Origin of the sequence: Pontibacter actiniarum (assembly GCF_003585765.1) — a bacterium.
Lineage (GTDB): Bacteria > Bacteroidota > Bacteroidia > Cytophagales > Hymenobacteraceae > Pontibacter > Pontibacter actiniarum.
Genome location: NZ_CP021235.1, coordinates 3449433 through 3470635, shown reverse-complemented (window position 1 = coordinate 3470635; position 21203 = coordinate 3449433). Strand labels below are relative to the sequence as shown.

Annotated in this window: 17 protein-coding genes, 3 tRNA genes, 1 rRNA gene and 1 pseudogene; 18 read left to right on the top strand and 4 right to left on the bottom strand. The window is 53.9% G+C overall.

Annotated elements, in window-relative coordinates:
• Window positions 1-88: 88 nt before the first annotated feature.
• Complete coding sequence (locus CA264_RS14815) at window positions 89-1750, bottom strand: capsule assembly Wzi family protein (RefSeq protein ID WP_025608167.1); 1662 nt, start codon at window positions 1748-1750, stop codon at window positions 89-91.
• A 292-nt stretch (window positions 1751-2042) separates the two neighbouring features.
• Here CA264_RS14815 and upp point away from each other — a divergent pair, with 292 nt between their 5' ends.
• Entirely contained in the window at window positions 2043-2699 is a 657-nt protein-coding gene (gene upp / locus CA264_RS14810) for a uracil phosphoribosyltransferase (RefSeq protein WP_051364479.1), read from the top strand.
• A 176-nt stretch (window positions 2700-2875) separates the two neighbouring features.
• Window positions 2876-3349: a hypothetical protein gene (locus CA264_RS14805; RefSeq protein ID WP_025608165.1), complete on the top strand. Its 474-nt coding sequence runs from the start codon at window positions 2876-2878 to the stop codon at window positions 3347-3349.
• Between the two features lie 1084 nt (window positions 3350-4433).
• On the opposite strand, the pseudogene CA264_RS14800 reads toward CA264_RS14805, so the two are convergent.
• Window positions 4434-5459, bottom strand: a pseudogene (locus tag CA264_RS14800) (IS481 family transposase); the annotation flags it as partial.
• A gap of 84 nt (window positions 5460-5543) precedes the next feature.
• Window positions 5544-6905, bottom strand: a complete 1362-nt coding sequence (locus CA264_RS14795; protein ID WP_025608164.1) for a DEAD/DEAH box helicase — start codon at window positions 6903-6905, stop codon at window positions 5544-5546.
• Between the two features lie 143 nt (window positions 6906-7048).
• Here CA264_RS14795 and CA264_RS14790 point away from each other — a divergent pair, with 143 nt between their 5' ends.
• From CA264_RS14790 to CA264_RS14760, 7 genes are all read left to right on the top strand, one after another.
• Window positions 7049-8383, top strand: a complete 1335-nt coding sequence (locus CA264_RS14790) for a dihydroorotase (RefSeq protein WP_025608163.1) — start codon at window positions 7049-7051, stop codon at window positions 8381-8383.
• 23 nt (window positions 8384-8406) lie between these two features.
• Window positions 8407-8883, top strand: a complete 477-nt coding sequence (locus CA264_RS14785) for a DinB family protein (protein WP_036776923.1) — start codon at window positions 8407-8409, stop codon at window positions 8881-8883.
• Window positions 8884-8961: 78 nt separating this feature from the next.
• Window positions 8962-9330, top strand: coding sequence for a DUF6980 family protein (locus CA264_RS14780; protein WP_157593708.1), 369 nt, complete (start codon window positions 8962-8964; stop codon window positions 9328-9330).
• 159 nt (window positions 9331-9489) lie between these two features.
• Window positions 9490-9566: transfer RNA gene (locus tag CA264_RS14775), tRNA-His, on the top strand.
• A gap of 125 nt (window positions 9567-9691) precedes the next feature.
• A complete protein-coding gene (locus CA264_RS14770) occupies window positions 9692-10615 on the top strand; it encodes a PfkB family carbohydrate kinase (protein WP_025608160.1) in 924 nt (307 codons plus the stop codon).
• Between the two features lie 191 nt (window positions 10616-10806).
• Complete coding sequence (locus CA264_RS14765; protein ID WP_025608159.1) at window positions 10807-11007, top strand: hypothetical protein; 201 nt, start codon at window positions 10807-10809, stop codon at window positions 11005-11007.
• 130 nt (window positions 11008-11137) lie between these two features.
• Window positions 11138-12376, top strand: a complete 1239-nt coding sequence (locus tag CA264_RS14760; RefSeq protein WP_025608158.1) for an NAD(P)/FAD-dependent oxidoreductase — start codon at window positions 11138-11140, stop codon at window positions 12374-12376.
• 194 nt (window positions 12377-12570) lie between these two features.
• Here the strand turns inward: CA264_RS14760 and CA264_RS14755 are convergent, their stop codons facing one another.
• Entirely contained in the window at window positions 12571-14286 is a 1716-nt protein-coding gene (locus CA264_RS14755; RefSeq protein WP_036776919.1) for a M61 family metallopeptidase, read from the bottom strand.
• A 517-nt stretch (window positions 14287-14803) separates the two neighbouring features.
• Between CA264_RS14755 and rpmH the strand changes: the two genes are divergently transcribed.
• The 9 genes from rpmH to CA264_RS14705 all read left to right on the top strand — a co-directional run bounded on the left by rpmH (window position 14804) and on the right by CA264_RS14705 (window position 21125).
• Window positions 14804-14965, top strand: a complete 162-nt coding sequence (gene rpmH / locus CA264_RS14750; RefSeq protein ID WP_071784616.1) for a 50S ribosomal protein L34 — start codon at window positions 14804-14806, stop codon at window positions 14963-14965.
• Window positions 14966-15009: 44 nt separating this feature from the next.
• Complete coding sequence (locus CA264_RS14745; protein WP_025608156.1) at window positions 15010-15420, top strand: ribonuclease P protein component; 411 nt, start codon at window positions 15010-15012, stop codon at window positions 15418-15420.
• Between the two features lie 28 nt (window positions 15421-15448).
• Window positions 15449-17098, top strand: a complete 1650-nt coding sequence (locus CA264_RS14740) for a S41 family peptidase (RefSeq protein ID WP_025608155.1) — start codon at window positions 15449-15451, stop codon at window positions 17096-17098.
• Window positions 17099-17232: 134 nt separating this feature from the next.
• Window positions 17233-17928 carry a tRNA (adenosine(37)-N6)-threonylcarbamoyltransferase complex dimerization subunit type 1 TsaB gene (gene tsaB, locus CA264_RS14735; protein ID WP_025608154.1) on the top strand — a complete coding sequence of 232 codons (696 nt, stop codon included), beginning with the start codon at window positions 17233-17235 and terminating at the stop codon, window positions 17926-17928.
• A gap of 14 nt (window positions 17929-17942) precedes the next feature.
• Window positions 17943-18458 (top strand): DUF2480 family protein, encoded by a 516-nt coding sequence (locus tag CA264_RS14730; RefSeq protein WP_025608153.1) that lies wholly within the window; start codon window positions 17943-17945, stop codon window positions 18456-18458.
• Window positions 18459-18601: 143 nt separating this feature from the next.
• Window positions 18602-18811: a hypothetical protein gene (locus CA264_RS14725; protein ID WP_119570450.1), complete on the top strand. Its 210-nt coding sequence runs from the start codon at window positions 18602-18604 to the stop codon at window positions 18809-18811.
• A gap of 531 nt (window positions 18812-19342) precedes the next feature.
• Window positions 19343-20864, top strand: a 16S ribosomal RNA gene (locus CA264_RS14715).
• Between the two features lie 100 nt (window positions 20865-20964).
• A tRNA-Ile gene (locus tag CA264_RS14710) sits at window positions 20965-21038 on the top strand.
• A gap of 13 nt (window positions 21039-21051) precedes the next feature.
• A tRNA-Ala gene (locus CA264_RS14705) sits at window positions 21052-21125 on the top strand.
• The last annotated feature ends 78 nt before the right edge of the window (window positions 21126-21203 follow it).

The following is a 21203-nucleotide window of genomic DNA, read 5'->3' as shown; positions in this document are numbered from 1 at the left end:
GGAAAAGCCACCAAAACAGAAGAGGCGCAACTGGTTGCGTCTCTTCCGTTTTGGTGGCACTAAGCCAGCCGGAGTGGTACGTGACCGATTAAAACTCATGCAGCCTCTGCGGAATGTTCCAGCGGAAGGCAAAGGAGGTGAAGTAGGTGCTGTAGTCTGGCGCCTCGCCCTCGGTGTTTGTGCGGCGCACGATCTGCTTCAGGTCCAGGAACATGTTGTGGCGCAGCTGGAACGAGGCCGTCAGGTCCAGGTACAGCTGGTCTGTTTTTACGCCCTGCCCGATCTCGTTGCCGTAGGTGGACACGCGGTCGAGGTAGGAGAGGAGCGGGTTGTTGCCGTAGTTCAGCGTGTCTGTTGGCGTTACGATGTCCTGGCCGTAGCGTGTGGCGATGGCCTTGCCCGTCAGCATCAGGCGCGGGATGGGCTGGTAATACACGATGCCTACAAACTCCAGCAGGTTCGCCCCGATCGGGTGCGCCAATGGCTGGCGGTAATGCTGGTAGTTGGTAAACTGGTCCTCGTGCTGGTACATGTACGGGCGGATAATGTTCATCTCGCCCTGCAGGTCGAGGTTGCTGATGCCGAAGGCGTCGATGTACTTGGCGCCGATCTGGCCAGCCTGTTTGTTGGCCCACCAGCCGTTGCCGGACTTCACCTCATCCAGCACAAACTCATCCAGCTGCAACTGGCCGTACAACTGCAGGCGGTTGGCTATGTTCCAGCGGAAGTCTGCTCCCAGCATGGCATTGTCCGAGCTGCCCAGGCCCTGCTCTATACTTCTGTAAAAGATAACCGGGTTGAGGTACTGTAGCTCAAACTTACCCTCGCCGCGCGCAAAGATTACCTGCTCAAACAGGCCCAGGTTAAAGTTGTCGGTTATGTTGATGCCCAGGCGGTGCAGGGCCATGTACTTCTTCGGCAGCAACTCGTCCTTGCGGTCGGCGGTGGCGATCAGCTCCTGAAAGAGGTTCATGTAGTGCAGCTTCCACACCTTGGTGTTGAGCTTCAGGAAGAATGCCGGCGGGGCGTAGTCGGAGTACACCAGGGAGCGGTAGCCGTCGCCGATGAAGTGGCGGTCGTGGCCCAGCTGTATCTCCACATGCTTGCTCAGGGCGTAGTTCAGGTAGCCCCGGGCCGTGATAAAGTCGTAGCCGTCCTCTTTAAAGTCTTTCCAGAGCGTTTCGTGCGGCACCACGCCGTCGCGGCGTATGCGGCGGTTGACGTACTCGGGGAAGCGCGCCTGGTTCTCGCCCACAAAGGCGTAAAAGCCGAAGCGCTTGTCGATGCTGCCCTCCAGCTGCACACCGCGCGTGTTAATGTAGCGCACGCCGTCTGACTCGTTGTCCAGGCCAAGCTCGAAGTGGAGAACCGGGTTCACGCGCAGCGTAAAGTCCTCCGACTCCACATGGAAAAGGTCGGTTTTGTTGCGGTAGAAATAGGTGAGCACAGGCTTGCGGCTGTCGTTGTTCTCCTGGTTTGTGTAGTTCCAGTTGTCGTTAAGCAGGTAACCCGTATTGAACTGGTCTACGGCTGTACGGGCGTTGCGGGCGCTGATCTCGGCCAGCTCCGCCACATCGCGGCGGCCATAGGGGCGCACGGCAGTATGCATTTCAGGCACCTGCTCCCCATATTTTATCTGGTAGCGGTCTATCAGGTGGTAGGTGTCGCGGCTGTACGGCATGTACACATCCTGCGCTTGTGCAGCAAAAGCGGCAAGCGCCAGGGCAAAGGCACCGAGTATGCGTTTCATGTGGGCTAGTTTAGTGCAACTAATTTGATCTGGTTAGGTGCGAATGTACTGCTTTTGGAGCTTAAAGTTTAGGTGGGCAGGCCTAATTTATACTTTAGCAGGAACGTACACTAGTTTTACAGGTCTGTTTAACGCTTGCCGCCGCCATACCAGTGCGGTGAGAAAGAAGGCTTGCTTCTGCTGCGGGCCGGTTGCAGGGGAGCGCCGAGGGTAAAATTTGCCGTCAACTTTGGTGCATGCCCTGCGTCTTCTGTATCTTTAGGGCAAAATAACATACGCTCTGGCGCCTCGCATGGAAAATAACAACATACACATCCTGACTAACACACCTTCTCTGGCCAATCACTACGTAGCTGAGCTGCGGAATGTGCAGGTCCACGGCGACAGCATGCGCTTCCGCCGGAATCTGGAGCGTTTGGGTGAGTTATTAGCCTACGAGATATCTAAAACGCTGCCGTACAAAGAGGAAACCATCATCACGCCCCTGTCCCAGACAAACACGCTCCTGCTGACGGAGCAGCCGGTGCTGGCCACCATCCTCCGGGCTGGCTTGCCGTTGTACCAGGGCATGTTAAACTACTTTGACAAGGCCTACAGCACGTTTGTGGGTGCTTACCGGGTAGAGGAGGAGAACACGCAGCTGCAGATCAACATGGAGTACCTGGCCTCTACCAACCTGCACGACAAGATCCTGATCCTGGCTGATCCGATGCTGGCCACCGGCCGCTCCCTGGTGAGGTCGTATGAGGGAATGCTGCGCCACGGCAAGCCGAAGCAGGTGCACTTTGCCGCAGCCATTGCCGCACCGGAAGGTTTGGCCTATGTGCGGGAGCAGGTGCCGGAGGCCCATGTATGGCTTGGGGCGCTGGATGATCACCTGAACGAGAAGTCCTACATTGTGCCGGGCCTCGGCGACGCCGGTGATCTGGCCTTTGGGCCTAAAGTATAGCCTGAACCTTTGCCCTCTGCGGGCTGTTACACCTCTGCCTTCGCAACGCTTTGCTATTTAAGTGATTAGCTTAATAGATTGTTAAAATGTTTATACGTTTTAATCGTGTGGTGTGCGTATACATTAGTATGCCAACCTTTGCCTTTGAGCGAGTGCAATTTTAATTTAAGAATACTGTGTTCGTAGAGATAATGAAATACCTGACGGTGTACTTGATCAGCATGGTCAAGTTCTTTGGTGGCCCTGTCACAGGGGTCTCGTTGGGTCTTACCTATGTAGAGACTGTCTTGCTTACCGTGGCAGGTATGATGACGAGTGTTATCATATTTTCCATCCTGGGCAGGGCTGCGTCTAAATGGCTCTCGGCTCGCCGTAAAGCAAAGCAGAAGCCTGTGTTCACAAAGAAGAGCCGCCGCATTGTGCAGGTGTGGTGCCGCTTTGGCATACCAGGCGTTGCCTTCCTGACCCCCATCCTGCTTACTCCTATATTCGGAACCATTGTAGCTGCGCTGTTCGGGGCACCTCGCAAACTTATCTTTGTCCACATGCTCTGGAGTGCCTTTTTCTGGAGCGCCATTCTTAACCTCATGGTATTTGAGTTCGGCCAGATGGCCGAAGGGCTCTTGCTGAGCATCACCAACCTTTGGTAGCAGCAAATCATATCCTTGCCGATGATGAGGCACGGCTTTTTCCCCTATTTCAGGTATAAAACTGTAGCAGAGCAACACCAGTGCCCCACCCTCCCGAGAGGGTAGTTTGTGGCTGTTCTTGTTCTACGCCACGGTTTGCCCAACCGCTCACTTCCCCCTGTTTAAGTACAGGAAGCCTACTGCTACTGCAGTTACCGTTTCTAAAGTGTAAACGCTGTAGCCTGAGCAGTATAAGGCCTTTTCCCTGGGTTCTTAAAAAAAGGTCTTCTGAAGTATGAGCAGTAAAAGGTTCTATAGTAAAAGCAGTGGCTACTGAAATTGATCCCAGTCTTTGGGTTGGACGCCTTGTGCCTGTTGCGGTGCCCGTAAGAACATCCCGTAGCGGAGCTAATAGAGGGCCCCTACCCCCGGAGCAGCTTCAGGCATACAACGCGATGCCCGAGGCACGAGCCCTCGCGGGCCTGAGCGCTCCAAAGTATAAGGTGAAACGAAAGCTTTGTGGGAGCTGGAGGATAAACGGAAGCTAGAAAGGATAGCTTGGCTGAAGATGCGGTAAGCAGTTATGATAGAAGTATAGCAGGAGCAGTCGCGGCACAAGCGGACGCTTGCGCCAGAAAGGTACACGTATAGCCAAGGCAGTAACAGGTGTGGCTTTACAAGCCAGTTGAGTTACAAACTCAACATCATAGTAAGACACGAGTTGTAAACTCGCGCCAGCAGGGGAAGACTCGCGCCAGCAGAGGAAGACTTACGCCAGCGGGAGCAGTTGGAGGCACAGGCGGACGCTTGCGCCAGCGGGGAATAGGAAGACACAGGCAGACGTACAGGGCTGGCAAGTAGCAAGTATAGGTAGCAAGTACAGTTGAAACAAAAACAGCAACCGTTGCCAGTTGCTGTTCCTTCAGGTGTAATAGTCAAGATATAGTCTGACAGCTGTGGTTTAGCTGACAGTGGTCTGCCTTAACGTATTGTTCCATGAGCCCGCGTCGTGGGGCTCATTTTTTTTCTGCACCACCCCTTCGTCTGCAGGTGTAAGGACTGGTTCCGAAAAAAAATGTTTGACAGGATCTTGCCGAAGAGTGTCGAGCATTTTCTCCTGTGCCAGTGGTTTCGTTTCCAGCAGGGTCTGGTAAGGTGTTCTGCCAAAGCAGTACTTGCCTGTGTGGGTACGCTCTTTGTTGTAATGCTCCAGCCACAGGTCCAGGCCTTCCTGCAGCTCCTCTAGAGTTGTATACACCTTTTTACGGAAAGCGATCGCGTAAAACTCGTCCTGCATGGTGCGGTGGAAACGCTCGCAGATGCCATTGGTCTGCGGGCTCCTGGCTTTGGTTTTAGAATGGTCAATGTCTTCAATAGCCAGGTAGAGCTGGTACTCGTGGTGCTCTCTGGCGCCGCAGTACTCGGTGCCGCGATCGGTCAGGATGCGCAGTAGCTTCAGATCATGCTGCTCATAGAATGGCAATACTCTGTCGTTGAGCATGTCGGCTGCCACCAATGCATTCTTTCTATCATACACTTTAGCATGTGCCACCTTGGTGTAGGTATCAATAAAGGTCTGCTGGTAGATCTTGCCTACGCCTTTGATGTAGCCCACGTAATAAGTGTCTTGCGCACCTAAATAGCCAGGATGGTGTGTCTCGATCTCTCCGTGCGCCGTCTTCTCTTCTTTGGCTTTTTCCAGGGCTACGATCTGCGCCTCGGTCAGGATCAAACCTTCCTGAGCTACCTTCGCTTCTAATGCTTTTAAACGTTTGGGAAAGGTCTCCAGGGCGTGGCGCAGCCAAATAGAACGTACCCCGCCAGGTGAAATGAAGAGGCCTTGCTTTTTGAGTTCGTTGGAAGCTCTGAGTTGCCCAAAGGCTGGTTGCTCAGTGGCCAGTGCTACTACCGCTTCTTCCACGGCTTGCTCTACCCTGTTCTTGATGTTGGGCCTTGCGCGGCTTATCTCCTGCAGAGCGGATGTGCCGCCCTGTTCATAGAGCTGTTGGAAGCGGTAGAAGGAATCCCTGCTGTAGCCCATCACCTTGCAGGCCTGGGATACGTTGCCAAGCATCTCGGCCAAGCTTAGCAATCCTAACTTGTTTTTGATAATTTTGTCTTGAGTGGTCATGATATAAGCGGGTTTAAATAATTAAATGCGTCACATTCAATTTACTTAAACTGTCAGATTATATCTTGACTATCTCACTTCAGGTTATTTCTTGCGGCTGCCTTTCTTCTTCGTCTTCTGCCAGTAAGAGTCTTTCGGGTCGCCCTTGCTTTTCTTGCCCTTGGCGAAGTTAGACTTGTGCTTGCCTTGCTTTTCATGGAAGGCCCCTTTAAAGTCCGGGTTCTCGCGGCGCTTCTGGCGGTCTACCTCGCGGGCCATCTCCTGCTGCTCCTCAAAAGGTGTTTTAAACAACTTTACACTGGCTGGCATCGGCACCTGCGGTATCTGCATGCGGATGATCTTCTCGATCTTCTGCACGTGGTACAGCTCAGCGTCAGTGGCGAAGGTGATTGCGGCACCTTCGTTCTCGGCGCGGCCCGTGCGGCCAATCCGGTGCACATAATCTTCGTAAATCAGCGGCACATCAAAGTTAATCACGTGGCTCACCATGGTAACGTCTATACCCCTTGCGGCCACATCCGTCGCGACCAGGAAGCGCACTTCGCCGCCCTTGAAAGCCTCCATCGAGTTAATGCGCGTGTTCTGCCCTTTGTTGCCGTGGATGGCGCGCACGTCGCCGTAGTCGCGGTGCTCCAGGAACTTGGAAACGCTCTCGGCGTTCTTCTTGCTGCGCGTAAAGATGATCACGCGCTTAAAGGTCTCCTCATCCTGGATCAGGTGCTCCAGCAGCTCTATTTTGGTGCGCAGGTTAGGCACCTTGTACAGGGTCTGGCTTACGGTTTCAACCGGTGTGGCCTGCGGTGTGATCTCCACGCGCGTCGGGAACTCCAGGAACTCCTCTGACAGCTCCACCACCTTGTTCGGCATGGTGGCCGAGAAAAGCAGGTTCTGGCGCTTGCGCGGAATCACCTCCAGCAGCTGGCGGATCTGCGGCATGAAGCCCATGTCCATCATCTTGTCGGCCTCGTCCAGGATCAGCGTCTTCAGGTCTTTGAGCACAAGCTCTCCTTTAAAGTACAGCTCCATCAGGCGCTTGGGCGTGGCCACCAGTATGTCGATGCCTTTATTCAGAATCTCGATCTGTGTTTTGGGGCCCAGGCCGCCGTAGATGGCCGTGTGGCGCAGGTCGGTGTATTTGGCCAGCAGCGTGATGTTCTCCTCAATCTGCATTACCAGCTCGCGGGTAGGGGCAATAATGAGCGCGCGCGGGTGCTGGCCCTGGGCATATTTCACTTTCATGAGCAGCGGCAGCAGGAAAGCGGCCGTTTTGCCTGTGCCGGTCTGGGCGATACCCAGGATGTCGTGCCCCGCCATGATCAGCGGGATGGCCTGCAACTGGATGGGAGTCGGCTTTTCGTACCCGGCATCGGCTATAGCGTTCAGCAGCTGCTTGTTCAGCTTAAAATCCTCGAAGGTGGTTATCTCTTTCTCTGCTTCTTCTGCCATGATGGTAATGTATACTTTGTGTTAACATACAAAAGTACGGCTTTTTTATCGGAGAGAGGTAAAGACTGGGCGGATAGAAAGCAAATGACGGGCAGATGCCGTATCTTAGCCGATATTAAGGTTACCTGAGAGCAAATATGCAGATGAAGTCTATCCTCATAAAAAACGCACAACTCGTAAACGAAGGAAGTATAACTACTGCCGATGTACTGGTAGAAGAAGGCCGTATCACCCGTGTAGGCCAAGGTATAAGTGCCGCGGCTGATGAAACCATAGATGCCACCGGGCTGCACCTGCTGCCCGGCGTGATCGACGACCAGGTGCACTTCCGGGAGCCCGGCCTGACGCATAAGGCCAACATAGAAACGGAAGCCCGTGCGGCTGTGGCAGGCGGTACCACCTCTTTTATGGAGATGCCCAACACGGTGCCCAACGCTACCACGCAGGAGCTGTTGGAGGACAAGTATAAAATAGCCGCTGAGACCTCGCTGGCGAACTACTCCTTCTACATGGGCGCCACCAACGATAACCTGGCCGAGGTGCTGCTTACCAACCCCAACACGGTGTGCGGCATCAAGATTTTCATGGGCTCGTCTACGGGCAACATGCTGGTGGATAATGAGGAGACGCTGGAGCAGATCTTCTCGAAAGCCAAACTGCCGATTGCGGTGCACTGCGAGGACGAGCAGACCATACGCGACAACATGGCGCTGTACGAAGAGAAGTATGGCGAAGACATTCCGATCAGCTGCCACCCTGAGATACGGAACGAGGTCGCCTGCTTTAAATCATCGTACCTGGCCGTAAAGCTGGCCGAGAAGCACAACACGCGCCTGCACATCCTGCACATCTCCACCGAAGAAGAGCTGAAGCTTTTCCGCAACGATATCCCGCTGAAGCAGAAGCGCATCACAGCAGAGATATGTGTGCACCACCTGTGGTTTGATAAGGAGGACTACGAGAAGTACGGCACCCAGATAAAGTGTAACCCGGCTATAAAAGAGCATCGCCACAAAGAAGGACTGCTGCAGGGGCTGTTGGAAGATAAGCTGGATGTGATTGCCACCGACCACGCGCCGCACACCTGGGACGAGAAGCAGGCCAAGTATAAAAAAGCACCGTCTGGGGTGCCGCTGGTGCAGCACTCACTGCAGATGATGCTGGAGTTTGTGAAGCAGGGCAAGCTGACGCTGGAGAAAGTGGTGGAGAAAATGGCGCATGCCCCGGCTATACTGTTTAACGTGCGCGAGCGCGGCTACATACGCGAAGGTTACTGGGCCGACCTGGTGCTGGTAGACCTGAACAAGCCGTACACGGTTACCAAAGAGAACACCTACTACAAGTGTAACTGGTCGCCGTTCGAGGGCCATACCTTCAGCAGCAGCATTACGCACACCTTGGTTTCCGGGCACCTGGCCTTTGCCAACGGAGCGTTTGATGAGAGCAAGAAAGGGGAGCGCCTGCTGTTCGACAGGTAAGTAGGGAGCTAGAGCCAGTGCCGATGGAACCGCAAGCCACTTTAAGGCAGCAGTATGCAATGGTGCAACAGTCGCGTGAGGTGCTGCTGCAGTACTGCGACACGATAACGACTGCCGACTTTTGTATGGAGAACAGCTCCTTCGGGAGGGGGAGTATGCGGAACCTGCTGGTGCATGTTGGCAACACCTATGAGCTCTGGCTGGGGAAGCGGGCCTTGCGCCGGGAAGCCAGCCTTACAGCGCCAGAGGCCATCGGAAACGTGGAAGCCTGCCGCAGCTTCTTCCAAAGCGTTGATGCACTGGTGGCGGCTTTTCTCGACGCCTTTTCGCAGGACTATCTATCCGAGATCAAATTAAGTATAAACAACACACCTGCCCAGGCAAGCCCGCTGAAGCTGTTCACGCACGTGGTCACGCATGAGTACCATCATAAAGGGCAGGTGCTCTCGCTGAGCAGGCATTTGGGGTATACGCCGGTTGACACAGACATTATGCGCTAGCCTTAGAACGGGTTTCTATCCTTCATGCAAAGCAAGCGCGTTGCCGGCACAGGTTTTACAAGAGAGTTACAGAGCGCAATGGAGCTGGATAAATTTAAAGAATTGCATGCCCGCTTCTCCGGGGAGGAGCTGCCGGAGGAGGTAATGGCTTCAGAAGAGTATGAGGCCTATGTTGATGCCGTGCATGAGGATGAGGCCTGCTACAACTGGGCCACAGCCGAGAAATTAAAAAGCCAGGGCTTCGACTACGAGCGCTACTGCTGCATGATGCTAGCCGATAAAGTATTCCAGAGCCTAGATGAGGAAGGGGAAACCAGGTACGGCGACCCGGAAGTAATCATCAACAAATGGGACGAGGGGCTGTACGGTATTCCCATCCACGATGGCGGTGCCTCCATGGTCGTAATCAACTACTGCCCGTGGTGCGGGCACAGGCTCAGCAAATAGCCGCAGGCAGTACTATAGCGGAGGCTATATATTCAGGAAAAATATGCTTCTGATTTATAGTTGTTTATAGTTGTAAGGGCTTTTTTGAGCTAAAAAATATGCGCCAGCTATTGCATTGTGTCAAATGCTACGTATATTTGCACACTCAAACGAGACACGGTGGTTGTAGCTCAGTAGGTTAGAGCACCAGATTGTGATTCTGGGGGTCGTGGGTTCGAGCCCCATCTTCCACCCCAAGCCCTTGAAGCTGAAACTTCAAGGGCTTTTTTGTTTATATTGCATGGTTGGGTGGCCGGCTTGCCTTGTTCGCAAGGCCTGGGCGTTCACCCGTGCAAAAATCAGTCATTCAAAATTTAAAGATATGAGCTTAACAGTAGTTGGTTCGATGGCGTTTGATGCGCTGGAGACTCCCTTCGGAAAAACAGATAAAATTGTTGGTGGCGCGGCGACCTATATTTCTTTGTCGGCCTCTTATTTTGTGAAGCCGGTAAACGTGGTTTCGGTAGTGGGCGGCGACTTTGACCAGGACCACATCAAGCTGATGCACGAGCGCAACATCAGCACCGAAGGTGTGCAGGTAAAGGAGAACGAAAAGTCTTTCTTCTGGTCTGGCCGCTATTTTAACGACATGAACAGCCGCGAAACGCTGGCAACGGAACTCAACGTGCTCGGCGATTTCGATCCGATCATCCCGGAGAGCTATCAGGGATGCGAGTACCTGATGCTGGGCAACCTGGCGCCGCAGGTGCAGAAGACGGTAATAGAGCGCCTGGCGAAGCGCCCGAAGCTGATCGTGATGGACACGATGAACTTCTGGATGGATATCGCCCTGGAAGAGCTGAAAGAAACCATTAAACTGGTCGACGTGCTTTCGATCAACGATGAGGAGGCACGCCAGCTGAGCGGCGAGTACTCCCTGGTGAAAGCGGCTAAGAAGATCATGGGCATGGGCCCCAAGTTCCTGATCATCAAAAAAGGGGAGCACGGTGCCCTGCTGTTCAACGAGGATAAGGTGTTCTTCGCGCCGGCCCTTCCGCTGGAAGAGGTGTTTGACCCAACCGGAGCCGGCGATACTTTTGCCGGTGGCTTTATCGGCTACATCGCCAGCACAGGCGACACGAGCTTCGAGGGCATGAAGCGCGCCGTGATCCACGGTTCTGCCCTGGCATCGTTCTGCGTAGAGAAGTTCGGCACAGAGCGCCTGAAGAGCCTGACACAGGAAGAGATCGATAGCCGCGTGCAGCAGTTCGTAAACCTGGTGGCCTTTGATACCGTGCTGCAGTAGGTACAGGAAGTATACAGGATAAAACAAAAAAGGGGAGGCTTCGGTCTTCCCTTTTGTTTTAGATATAGTACTATAAATATTCTTTAGAATCGCTGTATTTGCAGTAATTACACAGGAGGTGCAGCATCAAGGTGCAACAAAGTGCTGCCTGGCAGGGTATACTAAGTATAGACTAATGAGGAGAACGAACTATGAGCATAAAGAATCAAAATAAAAAAAACCTGGATGAGTTGAAGAAAAATAACCCCAACGAGGCGGATCCAAAGAAGCCGATGGGCAACATCGACGATAATCCTAACCGCAACGCACTGAACAAAGACGCTACGAAAGTGCAGAACCCGAACCGTAACTTAGCAAAAGGCGGTAACAACATGCCTTACGATAAAAAGTAGGGCTGTTAAGCAGAATAAACTATGAAAACAACGGAAGAGGAAGTCCTGTAGAAGGGCTTCCTCTTTTTTATGTCTGCTCTGTGCCGTTTGGCTGCTTCTGTTTATATTTAAAGAAGTATTTGAACACGCTATGCACGAAACAGACGTTTGTATCCTGGGAGCCGGCCCTGCCGGTGCCACTGCCGCCCTTCACCTTGCCACTAAAGGCATCCCATCGCTTCTGATAGACAAAGCGGTGTTTCCGCGCGATAAGGTGTGCGGCGACGCCCTGAGCGGCAAAGTGGTAAATGAGCTGAGGCGGATCTCTCCGGAGCTGCCGGCCTTGCTGGGGGCGCAGCAGGAGGCGCTGCCGTCGTGGGGGATACACTTTATCTCGCCGGGAGGGCAGAAGCTGAGCGTGCCTTTTAAGTATGACTACCGCCCGGAGCAGGACGTGCCGGCAGGCTATATCTCCAAGCGTGTTGATTTCGACAACTTTTTGATAGAGCAGGTACGGCAGCGGCCGGAGGTGGAGCTGTGGGAAGGGGTGGCGCTGCATAAGTATGAGCGTACGGCCCAGGGCGGGTTTGTACTTTCTGACAAGCAGGGCCAGCCGCTGGTGCAGGCGAGGCTGCTGCTGGTGGCAAACGGAGCCCAGTCTGGGTTTACGCGCCATGTGGCGGGGCTGGAGCAGGAGCCGGAGCACTACTGCGCCGGCTTGCGGGCCTATTACAGGGGTGTGGCGGGCATGGATGCCGACAATTTTATTGAGTTGCACTTCTTCAGGGATTTCCTGCCGGGCTACCTCTGGGTGTTTCCGCTGCCGGGGGGGCAGGCGAACGTGGGGGTAGGCATGCTGAGCAGCGAAGTGAGCCGTAAGAAAATCAACCTGAAAAAGGAAATGCTCCAGATGCTGGCGACGCACCCCGACCTGAAGCAGCGCTTTGCCAACGCCGAGCTGATCGACAGTATCCGGGGGTATGGCCTGCCGCTGGGCTCCCGGAAGCGGGTGATCTCCGGCGATAGCTACATGCTTTTAGGGGATGCGGGGGCGCTGATTGACCCCTTTACCGGCGAAGGCATCAGCAATGCCATGATCAGTGGCCGCTGGGCAGCGGCACAGGCGGCGCAGTGCCTGGAGCAGCAGGACTTCTCCGCTGCTTTTATGCGCGGCTACGATAAAGCGGTGTACAACCGCCTCTGGAAGGAGCTTCGGCTCAGCCGCCAGATGCAGAAGCTGCTGAAGTACCCCTGGCTCTTTAACCAACTTGCCAGCAAGGCTTCTAAAAACCAGGCGCTCGCCGAAACCATCTCCTGTATGTTCAACGACATAGACATGCGCCAGCGCCTGCGCCAGCCTTCATTCTACATGAGATTGCTGTTTAATTGAGAGACACAAGACATAAGTATCAAGACAAAAGACTTTTCTATTGACGTAAAGTAAAAAGCCGCTTTGACGGCAGGTTTAGGTTCCGCTTTCTAATATTCAAGTATGAGGTTGGGAATGATAGTATCAGCAGCCAAGCCAGAAGTAAGTCTGGCGTCCAAAATCTAACGTCTAAAATCTAGCGTCTAATATCTAAACTAAAACTCCTGCTTTAGCCAGCGTTTGAAGTTCTCCTTCTCTGCTGCTGTTGCGTTTGCCCGTTTCTCTACCGTGTACTTGCTGTAGTAGCTTTCCTGGTTTTGCTCCAGCCTTACCACGCGCAGTTGCTTGTCCCTGAACAGCACCAGCTCCACCTCCTTTGGCTCCAGTGCCAGTAGTTGCTGCAGGTTGTTCTCCAGCTTTCGGCCATTGAGTGCCACAAGTTCGTCGTCTATACTTAGCAACTCACTGGCCGGTGAGCCTGGCGCCACGGCTGTCACTTTTGCACTTCCCTCGGTGGATACCTTAAAGCCGTATCTGCCTTCGTGCCGTAGCGGGTTCTGCTGCTCTTTAAGCGTGCAGCCAACAAAGTGCAGGGCTTCATCCAGCGGTTGCTCAATAGGCGCGGTGCCGTTTATGAAGTTATCAAAGTAGGATTGAAATGATTGACCAGCCACCTCGTCAACTAATTGGGCGTAATCCTGCGCCGTGTAGCCAACGTTCCCTTTCCCGTATCGCTCCCAGAGCTTCCGCATCACCACATCCAGGCTGGCCTTGCTGTCGGTGGCCTGGCGTAGCTGCAGGTCCAGGAGCAGGGCGGTTAAGGCACCTTTGATGTAAATAGACACCTTACGGTCGGGGATGCCGGGCTTGTAGCCGTCGAGCCACAGGTCAAAGGAGGAGTCTGCCACAGAGAGGTTGTGGCGGCTGTAGTCGGCAAAGTAGCGCTGCAGGGTCGTGTTCAGCTCTTCAAAATATGCTTCGGCAGAGAAGAACCCGCTGCGGGCCAGCATGTAATCGCCGTAGTAGGTGGTGATGCCCTCGGCCACATAACCGGTTTTAAAGTAGTTCTCCTGCGCAAAGTTGTAGGGCAGCATTTCCTTTGGGCGAATCTTCTTGATGTTCCAGGTATGGAAAAGCTCGTGCGAGCTCACGCCCACGAACTCCTTGTACAGGCTGGGTGCCATCAGCAGCTCGCCCGGCCCCAGTGTAATAACGGTGGAGTGGCTGTGCTCCACGCCGTGGTAGAAGCGGTAAGGCAGTATTTCGTTCAGGTAATGGTACTCCGGCACCGGAAACTCGCCGAATACCTCCAGCTGCTCGCGCGTAAAGCCTTCGAAGTCGCGGGTCAGCTTTTGCCAGTCCGGCTGGCAGTCGCCCTGCATCCAGATGTGGAAAGTATAGCCGCCCACCTTGAAGGTTTCCCGGCTGAGGCTGTCGCTGGCGATAAAAGGGCTGTCTGCCAATTCGTCAAAGCTGGCAGCCTGTAGTGTGTGCCTCTCTTTCTCCGGCAGCCCGCAGGCAAGCTGCCACTCCTGCGGTAGCTGCAGCTTAAGCTGGCAAGGCTCCTGCTCCCTGCCCTCTACGGCCATCAGGCAGTTGATCGGGTTCAGGTAAAGCTGCTGCTCGTCCAGCCACGAGCCCCCGGCGTCCATCTGCCTGGCAAAGAAACGGTAGCGGATCTCTACTTCCGTGGCGCCACCGGCCTGTACCTGCCAGCGGTCTTTGGTGGCCTTTTCAATGTTCAAGCTTTCCCCATTGGCCGTTGCCGTAACGGCACTCAGTTTCTGTGCAAAATGCTGCAGCTCATACCTGCCGGGCCGCCAGGCAGGCAGCTGCAGGTACAGCTCCTGCTGTTGGTTGTCTTTTACAGTAATCCTGACGTCGAGAAAATGCGTGAGCGGGTTTTGGAAGGAGAGGTGGTAGTAGATCATAGGTATGGATGCTGGTGAAGTACGGTTATACTTTGGAGTGCCTAAAAGTGATACAAGTATAAAGTAGCCGGAACGGAAAGTCAAAGGCGCGGCATGCAAGGTGCTCTGCTAAAACAAGGAGGGCAACACTGCCCTGCACCCAGTTGCCCGCTACTCCTGGGTATGTTCCTCCGGGCTTTGGAGATCCGGTGCCTAGGCCTGCAGGGTGAACGTAGCCAGGAAGGTTCGCTTGGGTGAAGACGCAGCCGACGGCTGCAGAAGTATAACGGCGTAAAGTACAGCCGAGGCGGTGGATGTGCGGCTTTTTGAGCTAGCCGAGCCAAAGGCCCGGCACTACAGTAAGCCCCAAACCTGGAGACTTGCACCAGCAACAGGAGAAGCAGCGGCGGCTGCAAAAGCCGTTTGAGCAGCCACTACGCAGCCTCTCTGCATCTTTTTGCAAAATTTCTGAGGCAGACTTTGCTATTTTACAAAGGTTTACTAATTTTGCAGGCCATAATAAAACCATTGGCAGACGATGAAAAGAACATTCCAGCCTTCTCAGAGAAAAAGAAGAAATAAGCACGGTTTCAGATCTAGAATGGAGACCGCAAACGGTAGAAGAGTATTGGCCAGCAGAAGAGCCAAAGGCAGAAAGAGACTGACAGTTTCTAGCGAGAAAAGACATAAGGCAGCTTAATTCCTGATGCAGGAATTGGCTTCGCTAGTAGTATACAGCCGCTAATGGATTCAGCAGCAGCTAACGAGCAGCAAGCCGGCCAGCCTAACACTTATACATTTTCGAAAGAAGAACACTTGTGCAGTAAGCGGCTTATTTCGCTGCTTTTCGCCAAGAGTTCTTCTTTTAATTTGTATCCGCTGCGGTTTGTGTACTACACGCCGGAGAACCTGCCGCCTGGCTCCACCCAGGTGCTCATTTCTGTGTCTAAGCGCTATTTTAAGCGCGCTGTAGACCGTAACCGCCTGAAACGGCAAATACGGGAGGCTTACCGCCTCAACAAGCACATACTGTACCAGCACCCTGAGCAGGCACCCCGCCTGCTGGGTATCCTGTACATCGGCAAGGAAAAAAAATCCTTCCAGTCTATTCAAAAAAAACTAATTTCAGGTTTAGAGCGTTGTCTAAATAAATAGACTCACCTCGTCTCTTAAGCCTGATATTATGTATAAGAAATCCATCGCTGGCCTTTTTGTCGGCGTTTTTGCCCTCGGCCTTTTCTCCTTTAAAACGGATTCTGAGCGATACTTCGAAATAGCCAAGAACCTCGACGTTTTTGCCACGCTTTTTAAGGAAGTAAACACCTATTATGTGGACGATGTGCCGCCCGCACAGATGATGCGCACCGGCATTGATGCCATGCTGAAATCGCTCGACCCGTACACCAACTACATTCCCGAAGACGATATTGAAGACTTCCGCACCATGACCACCGGTCAGTACGGCGGAATCGGTGCTATTATCGGTGCCCGCGACGGCAAGGTGATGGTGCAGATGCCTTACGAGAACTCCCCGGCGCACAAAGCTGGTTTGGCCATCGGCGACGAGATACTGAAGGTGAACGGGGTGAACGTGCAGGGTAAGTCTTCAGAGGAGGTGAGCAAGCTGCTGAAAGGGCAGGCGAACACGGCCATTAAACTGGAGGTGCGCAGCTACGGCCAGGCCAAATCACGGAACGTGGAGCTGATGCGTGAGAATATCGTGGTGGATAATGTGCCTTACTATGGTATGCTGGATAGCGAGATTGGCTACTTCCAGCTTTCAGGCTTTACCATGGATGCGGGCAAAGAGGTGAGAACGGCCGTCCAGAAACTAAAGGAGATGGGCGCCAAGAAGATTGTGTTTGACCTGCGCGACAACCCGGGCGGCCTGCTGCATGAGGCGGTGAACATCTCCAACGTGTTTGTGGACAAGGGCACGGATATCGTCAGCACGAAGGGCAAGGTAGAGGAGTGGAATAAAACGTACAAGGCGCTCGACGAGCCGCTGGACAAGAACATGCCGCTGGTGATACTTACCAGTTCGCGCAGCGCGTCGGCTTCCGAGATTGTGGCCGGCGTCATGCAGGACTACGACCGTGCCGTGCTGGTAGGGGAGCGCACCTTCGGGAAGGGCCTGGTGCAGGTAACGCGTCCGCTCTCTTATAACTCCCAGTTAAAGGTAACCACAGCCAAATACTACATCCCAAGCGGGCGCTGCATTCAGGCGATCGACTACACGCATCGCAACGAAGACGGCAGTGTGGGTAAAATACCGGACTCGCTGCGCGTGGCCTTTAAAACCGCGGCAGGCAGAGTGGTGTATGACGGAGGCGGCGTGAGCCCGGATGTAGAGGTAAAGCAGACGGGCTTCTCAGAGATTACCAGAACCATTGCCGGCAAGGGCTACTTCTATGACTATGCGAACCAGTATAAACTGGAGCACCCAAGCATTCCGGCGGCCAAGGAGTTTCAGCTGACGGATCAGGAGTACAAGAAGTTTGTGGCTTACCTGGCGAATAAAGACGTTTCCTATACAACAGGCATAGAGAATGAACTGAAAGATGTAGCGGAAACTGCCAAAGAGGGCAAGCACTACGATGATATAAAGGCAGAGCTGGAGGCGATAAAGCAAAAAGTGTCTCATAACAAGGCAAACGACCTGATGCGCTTCCGCGAAGAGATCCAGGAGGTGTTGGAGGCGGAGATTGCCTCGCGCTACTATCTGCAAAAGGGATATATTGAGTCTTCTTTCGATGATGACCCGGATATCCTGATGGCAAAACAAGTACTGAACGATCCGGTTAAGTATAACGCGTACTTAAAGGCCAACTAAAGTATAAAACACACAAGCAGGGGAGGGAGGTGCAGCAGTGCCTCCCTCTTTTGCTTTCCGGCGGCCATACTTTTGGTGCCCTCGCCGGCTTAGCTTAATTTTGTGTAGATTTTAAACCATAACCATACTTGCACATGCCACTGTTGCTCGCGCTCGAAACCTCTACCACCGTCTGCTCTATCGCACTATATAAGGGTCAGCAGCTGCTGGGAGCCTCTGAGCTGCAAATAGAGAAATCGCACTCTTCGCACATAACCGTTATGGTGGCGCAGCTGGTCGAGAACTGCGGGGCCACACTGCAAGAGCTAAGCGCTGTGGCCGTTTCTGGTGGCCCTGGTTCCTACACAGGCCTTCGGATCGGCACATCCACGGCAAAAGGGTTGTGCTATGCCCTCAACATTCCGCTGCTGGAGGTGTCCACCTTGTACGGACTGGCGGCGCAGGTAATAGCCGCTACACCAAACCCGGAGCGCTACCTGTTCTGCCCGATGCTGGACGCCCGCCGTATGGAAGTATACACCTGCATGCTGACCCACGAGCTGCAGGAGGTAGAGCCCATTGCGCCGGTGGTGCTGGAGGAGGACACGTTTAGAGAGAGACTACAGGAGCAACCGGTTATCTTCTTCGGGAGCGGTGCCTCCAAGTATAAAGGTATGGTGGGGGCAAACACAAACGCTCTGTTCGTAGACGGGGTGCTGCCATCGGCTAAAACCATCGGAGCCCTGGCCTTGCCGAAGTATGAGCAAAAGCAGTTTGAGGACGTAGCCTATTATGAACCCTTCTACCTGAAGGATGTTTATATAACAAGTGCCGTGAAAGGCGCTAAATAAAAAGGAGAACAACCATGTCAGAAGAAATAGTAAACAGAGTGGCGCAAAGTGCGCTGGTTACGCTGAACCTGGAGCTGCTGCTGCACCCAGGCGAGCGCGTGGTGTATGATATAAAAGATAACCTCTTTCAGGGGCTAATTCTGAGGGAGAAGGATTTTCGCGCCTTTGTAAAAGAGCACGACTGGTCGCAGTATGCTGGGAAGAATGTCGCCATCATTTGCTCTGTGGATGCGATAGTGCCAACCTGGGCGTACATGCTTCTGGCGTCTAAACTGCAGGGGCATGCCAACTACTACGTGTTCGGCGATTTGGAAGCACTTGAGCAGGCGTTAATGCAGGAGGCAATTGCCAAAGTAGACATAGAAGAGTACAGAGACGCTAAAGTTGTAGTGAAAGGCTGTGGCAGTGAGCCCGTACCAACCTATGCCTATGTGGAAGTAATGCGAAAGCTCTTACCCGTTGCCGCCAGCATTATGTACGGGGAGCCGTGCAGTACAGTCCCTTTATATAAGAAGCCAAAGGGCGCGTAGTGTAAAAACAAATGCCAGACAGAAGGGGAGCAGAATGAGTTGAATTCTGCTCCCCTTCTGTTTTTTTATGGGCGTACTATCCAAATGTATAAAGTAGAGACAGACAAGAGGCAGATAAAAAAGCTGAAATTTTAGCTGGTTAGATGGAACAAACACCGTTGCAGTGGGTGTTAATTACCTACGACCGGAGAAAAAGGGAACTTTACTTGAAAAGCCGCAAAAATAATCCCCTTCAGCTCCAGGCTGTTGCGGGTTTTCCGGTTTTATTTGGCGGCGTGCGCTTGCGGGCCGGGGAAAGTTTGCTACTTTTGCATCCCGGTTCAGCAGGGACGGGAGAGAAGGGGGGACGCTAACACAGGCTGCGGCCGCGGTTTTGGGCCCCCGGCGGAGAAAGAGAGACTGAAAAAAAAAACTTGGCCGGGGCCTTGCGGAACGGAAAGCTTTGCTTACCTTTGCAGCCCGCCTCGGAAGGAGACGGCCACCGGCTTCCGCCCCTTTGGAGGGACGGGCCGGGGAGAGAAAAAGAAAGAAAGTTTTTCTTGTTTTCCGGAAGTTTCCCCTTACCTTTGCAGCCGCTTCCAACGCGAGCCGCGCTACGGAGGCCGGGAAAATAAAGTTCAAAAAAAGTTTTGCGGTTCGAAATAAAGCCGCTACCTTTGCACCCCGCCACGGAGCGAACGGCTCTGAAGGGGAAAGAGGAAAGAAAGGAAGATAACGTCGCAGGACGGCAAGCGAGGACAACAGGTCCTCGGAAAGTTCTTTGAGAGATTGCTTGAGACAGAAATTAAGGTAAGACCTTGCGGCCCCCTCGGGGGCCAGACACAAGGGGAGCCGGGGTCGGACAGACACATTTTGCGGTTTTATGCCGCAGGAAGCATATTCTTACAATGGAGAGTTTGATCCTGGCTCAGGATGAACGCTAGCGGCAGGCCTAATACATGCAAGTCGAACGGATCAGGTTCCTTCGGGGACCTGGTTAGTGGCGCACGGGTGCGTAACGCGTATGCAACCTACCTTCCACAGGGGGATAGCCCGGAGAAATCCGGATTAATACCGCATGTGACCACGAGAGGGCATCCGACCGTGGTAAAAGCTTCGGCGGTGGAAGATGGGCATGCGTGCCATTAGCTAGATGGCGGGGTAACGGCCCACCATGGCTACGATGGCTAGGGGTTCTGAGAGGATGGTCCCCCACACTGGTACTGAGACACGGACCAGACTCCTACGGGAGGCAGCAGTAGGGAATATTGGGCAATGGCCGAGAGGCTGACCCAGCCATGCCGCGTGCAGGAAGAAGGCCTTCTGGGTTGTAAACTGCTTTTGTATGGGAAGAAAACGCCCCTGCGGGGGTAACTGACGGTACCATGCGAATAAGCACCGGCTAACTCCGTGCCAGCAGCCGCGGTAATACGGAGGGTGCAAGCGTTGTCCGGATTTATTGGGTTTAAAGGGTGCGTAGGCGGCCCGTTAAGTCAGCGGTGAAATCCCACGGCTCAACCGTGGAACTGCCGTTGATACTGGCGGGCTTGAGTTCGGTCGAGGCGGGCGGAACTGGCGGTGTAGCGGTGAAATGCTTAGATACCGCCAAGAACCCCGATTGCGTAGGCAGCTCGCTGGGCCGAAACTGACGCTGAGGCACGAAAGCGTGGGGAGCGAACAGGATTAGATACCCTGGTAGTCCACGCCGTAAACGATGATGACTCGATGTTGGCGATACACTGTCAGCGTCCAAGCGAAAGCGTTAAGTCATCCACCTGGGGAGTACGCCCGCAAGGGTGAAACTCAAAGGAATTGACGGGGGCCCGCACAAGCGGTGGAGCATGTGGTTTAATTCGATGATACGCGAGGAACCTTACCTAGGCTAGAATGCGCGTGACCGCTCCAGAGATGGAGCCTCCCTTCGGGGCACAAAGCAAGGTGCTGCATGGCCGTCGTCAGCTCGTGCCGTGAGGTGTTGGGTTAAGTCCCGCAACGAGCGCAACCCCTATCTTCAGTTGCCAGCACATCATGGTGGGGACTCTGGAGAGACTGCCTCCGCAAGGAGCGAGGAAGGCGGGGACGACGTCAGGTCATCATGGCCCTTACGCCTAGGGCTACACACGTGCTACAATGGCCGGTACAGAGGGTTGCCACCCAGCGATGGGGCGCCAATCTCAAAAAGCCGGTCTCAGTTCGGATCGGAGTCTGCAACTCGACTCCGTGAAGCCGGAATCGCTAGTAATCGCGTATCAGCAACGACGCGGTGAATACGTTCCCGGGCCTTGTACACACCGCCCGTCAAGCCATGGAAGTCAGGGAGACCTGAAGCCGGTGACCTCAAAGGAGCCGTCTAGGGTAAAACTGGTAACTGGGGCTAAGTCGTAACAAGGTAGCCGTACCGGAAGGTGCGGCTGGATCACCTCCTTTCTAGGGACGGCCCTCGGCTCCCCTAAGGCTTACGTTAACGTCTGTCTCGGCAATTGCTCAAAACTCACTTACTCGGGCGGCCAGGCCCGGCCAGAGAAGCGGGCTTGTAGCTCAGGTGGTTAGAGCGCTACACTGATAATGTAGAGGTCCGTGGTTCGAGTCCACGCAGGCCCACCGCGAATTACCTGGGGGATTAGCTCAGCTGGCTAGAGCGCCTGCTTTGCACGCAGGAGGTCAACGGTTCGACTCCGTTATTCTCCACACCGAGAGTAAACACAAGGCAGGAACGACAGGTTCTTGCTTCATATCTTAAAGAGTTGGCAAAAGGGCTAGATGTCT

Coding starts and splice junctions, on each gene's coding strand:
- CA264_RS14815 (WP_025608167.1), bottom strand. CDS start 1,750: ATGAAACGCATACTCGGTGCCTTTGCCCTGGCGCTTGCCGCTTTTGCT.
- upp (WP_051364479.1), top strand. CDS start 2,043: ATGGAAAATAACAACATACACATCCTGACTAACACACCTTCTCTGGCC.
- CA264_RS14795 (WP_025608164.1), bottom strand. CDS start 6,905: ATGGCAGAAGAAGCAGAGAAAGAGATAACCACCTTCGAGGATTTTAAG.
- CA264_RS14790 (WP_025608163.1), top strand. CDS start 7,049: ATGAAGTCTATCCTCATAAAAAACGCACAACTCGTAAACGAAGGAAGT.
- CA264_RS14785 (WP_036776923.1), top strand. CDS start 8,407: ATGGAACCGCAAGCCACTTTAAGGCAGCAGTATGCAATGGTGCAACAG.
- CA264_RS14780 (WP_157593708.1), top strand. CDS start 8,962: ATGGAGCTGGATAAATTTAAAGAATTGCATGCCCGCTTCTCCGGGGAG.
- CA264_RS14770 (WP_025608160.1), top strand. CDS start 9,692: ATGAGCTTAACAGTAGTTGGTTCGATGGCGTTTGATGCGCTGGAGACT.
- CA264_RS14765 (WP_025608159.1), top strand. CDS start 10,807: ATGAGCATAAAGAATCAAAATAAAAAAAACCTGGATGAGTTGAAGAAA.
- CA264_RS14760 (WP_025608158.1), top strand. CDS start 11,138: ATGCACGAAACAGACGTTTGTATCCTGGGAGCCGGCCCTGCCGGTGCC.
- CA264_RS14755 (WP_036776919.1), bottom strand. CDS start 14,286: ATGATCTACTACCACCTCTCCTTCCAAAACCCGCTCACGCATTTTCTC.
- rpmH (WP_071784616.1), top strand. CDS start 14,804: ATGAAAAGAACATTCCAGCCTTCTCAGAGAAAAAGAAGAAATAAGCAC.
- CA264_RS14745 (WP_025608156.1), top strand. CDS start 15,010: ATGGATTCAGCAGCAGCTAACGAGCAGCAAGCCGGCCAGCCTAACACT.
- CA264_RS14740 (WP_025608155.1), top strand. CDS start 15,449: ATGTATAAGAAATCCATCGCTGGCCTTTTTGTCGGCGTTTTTGCCCTC.
- tsaB (WP_025608154.1), top strand. CDS start 17,233: ATGCCACTGTTGCTCGCGCTCGAAACCTCTACCACCGTCTGCTCTATC.
- CA264_RS14730 (WP_025608153.1), top strand. CDS start 17,943: ATGTCAGAAGAAATAGTAAACAGAGTGGCGCAAAGTGCGCTGGTTACG.
- CA264_RS14725 (WP_119570450.1), top strand. CDS start 18,602: ATGGAACAAACACCGTTGCAGTGGGTGTTAATTACCTACGACCGGAGA.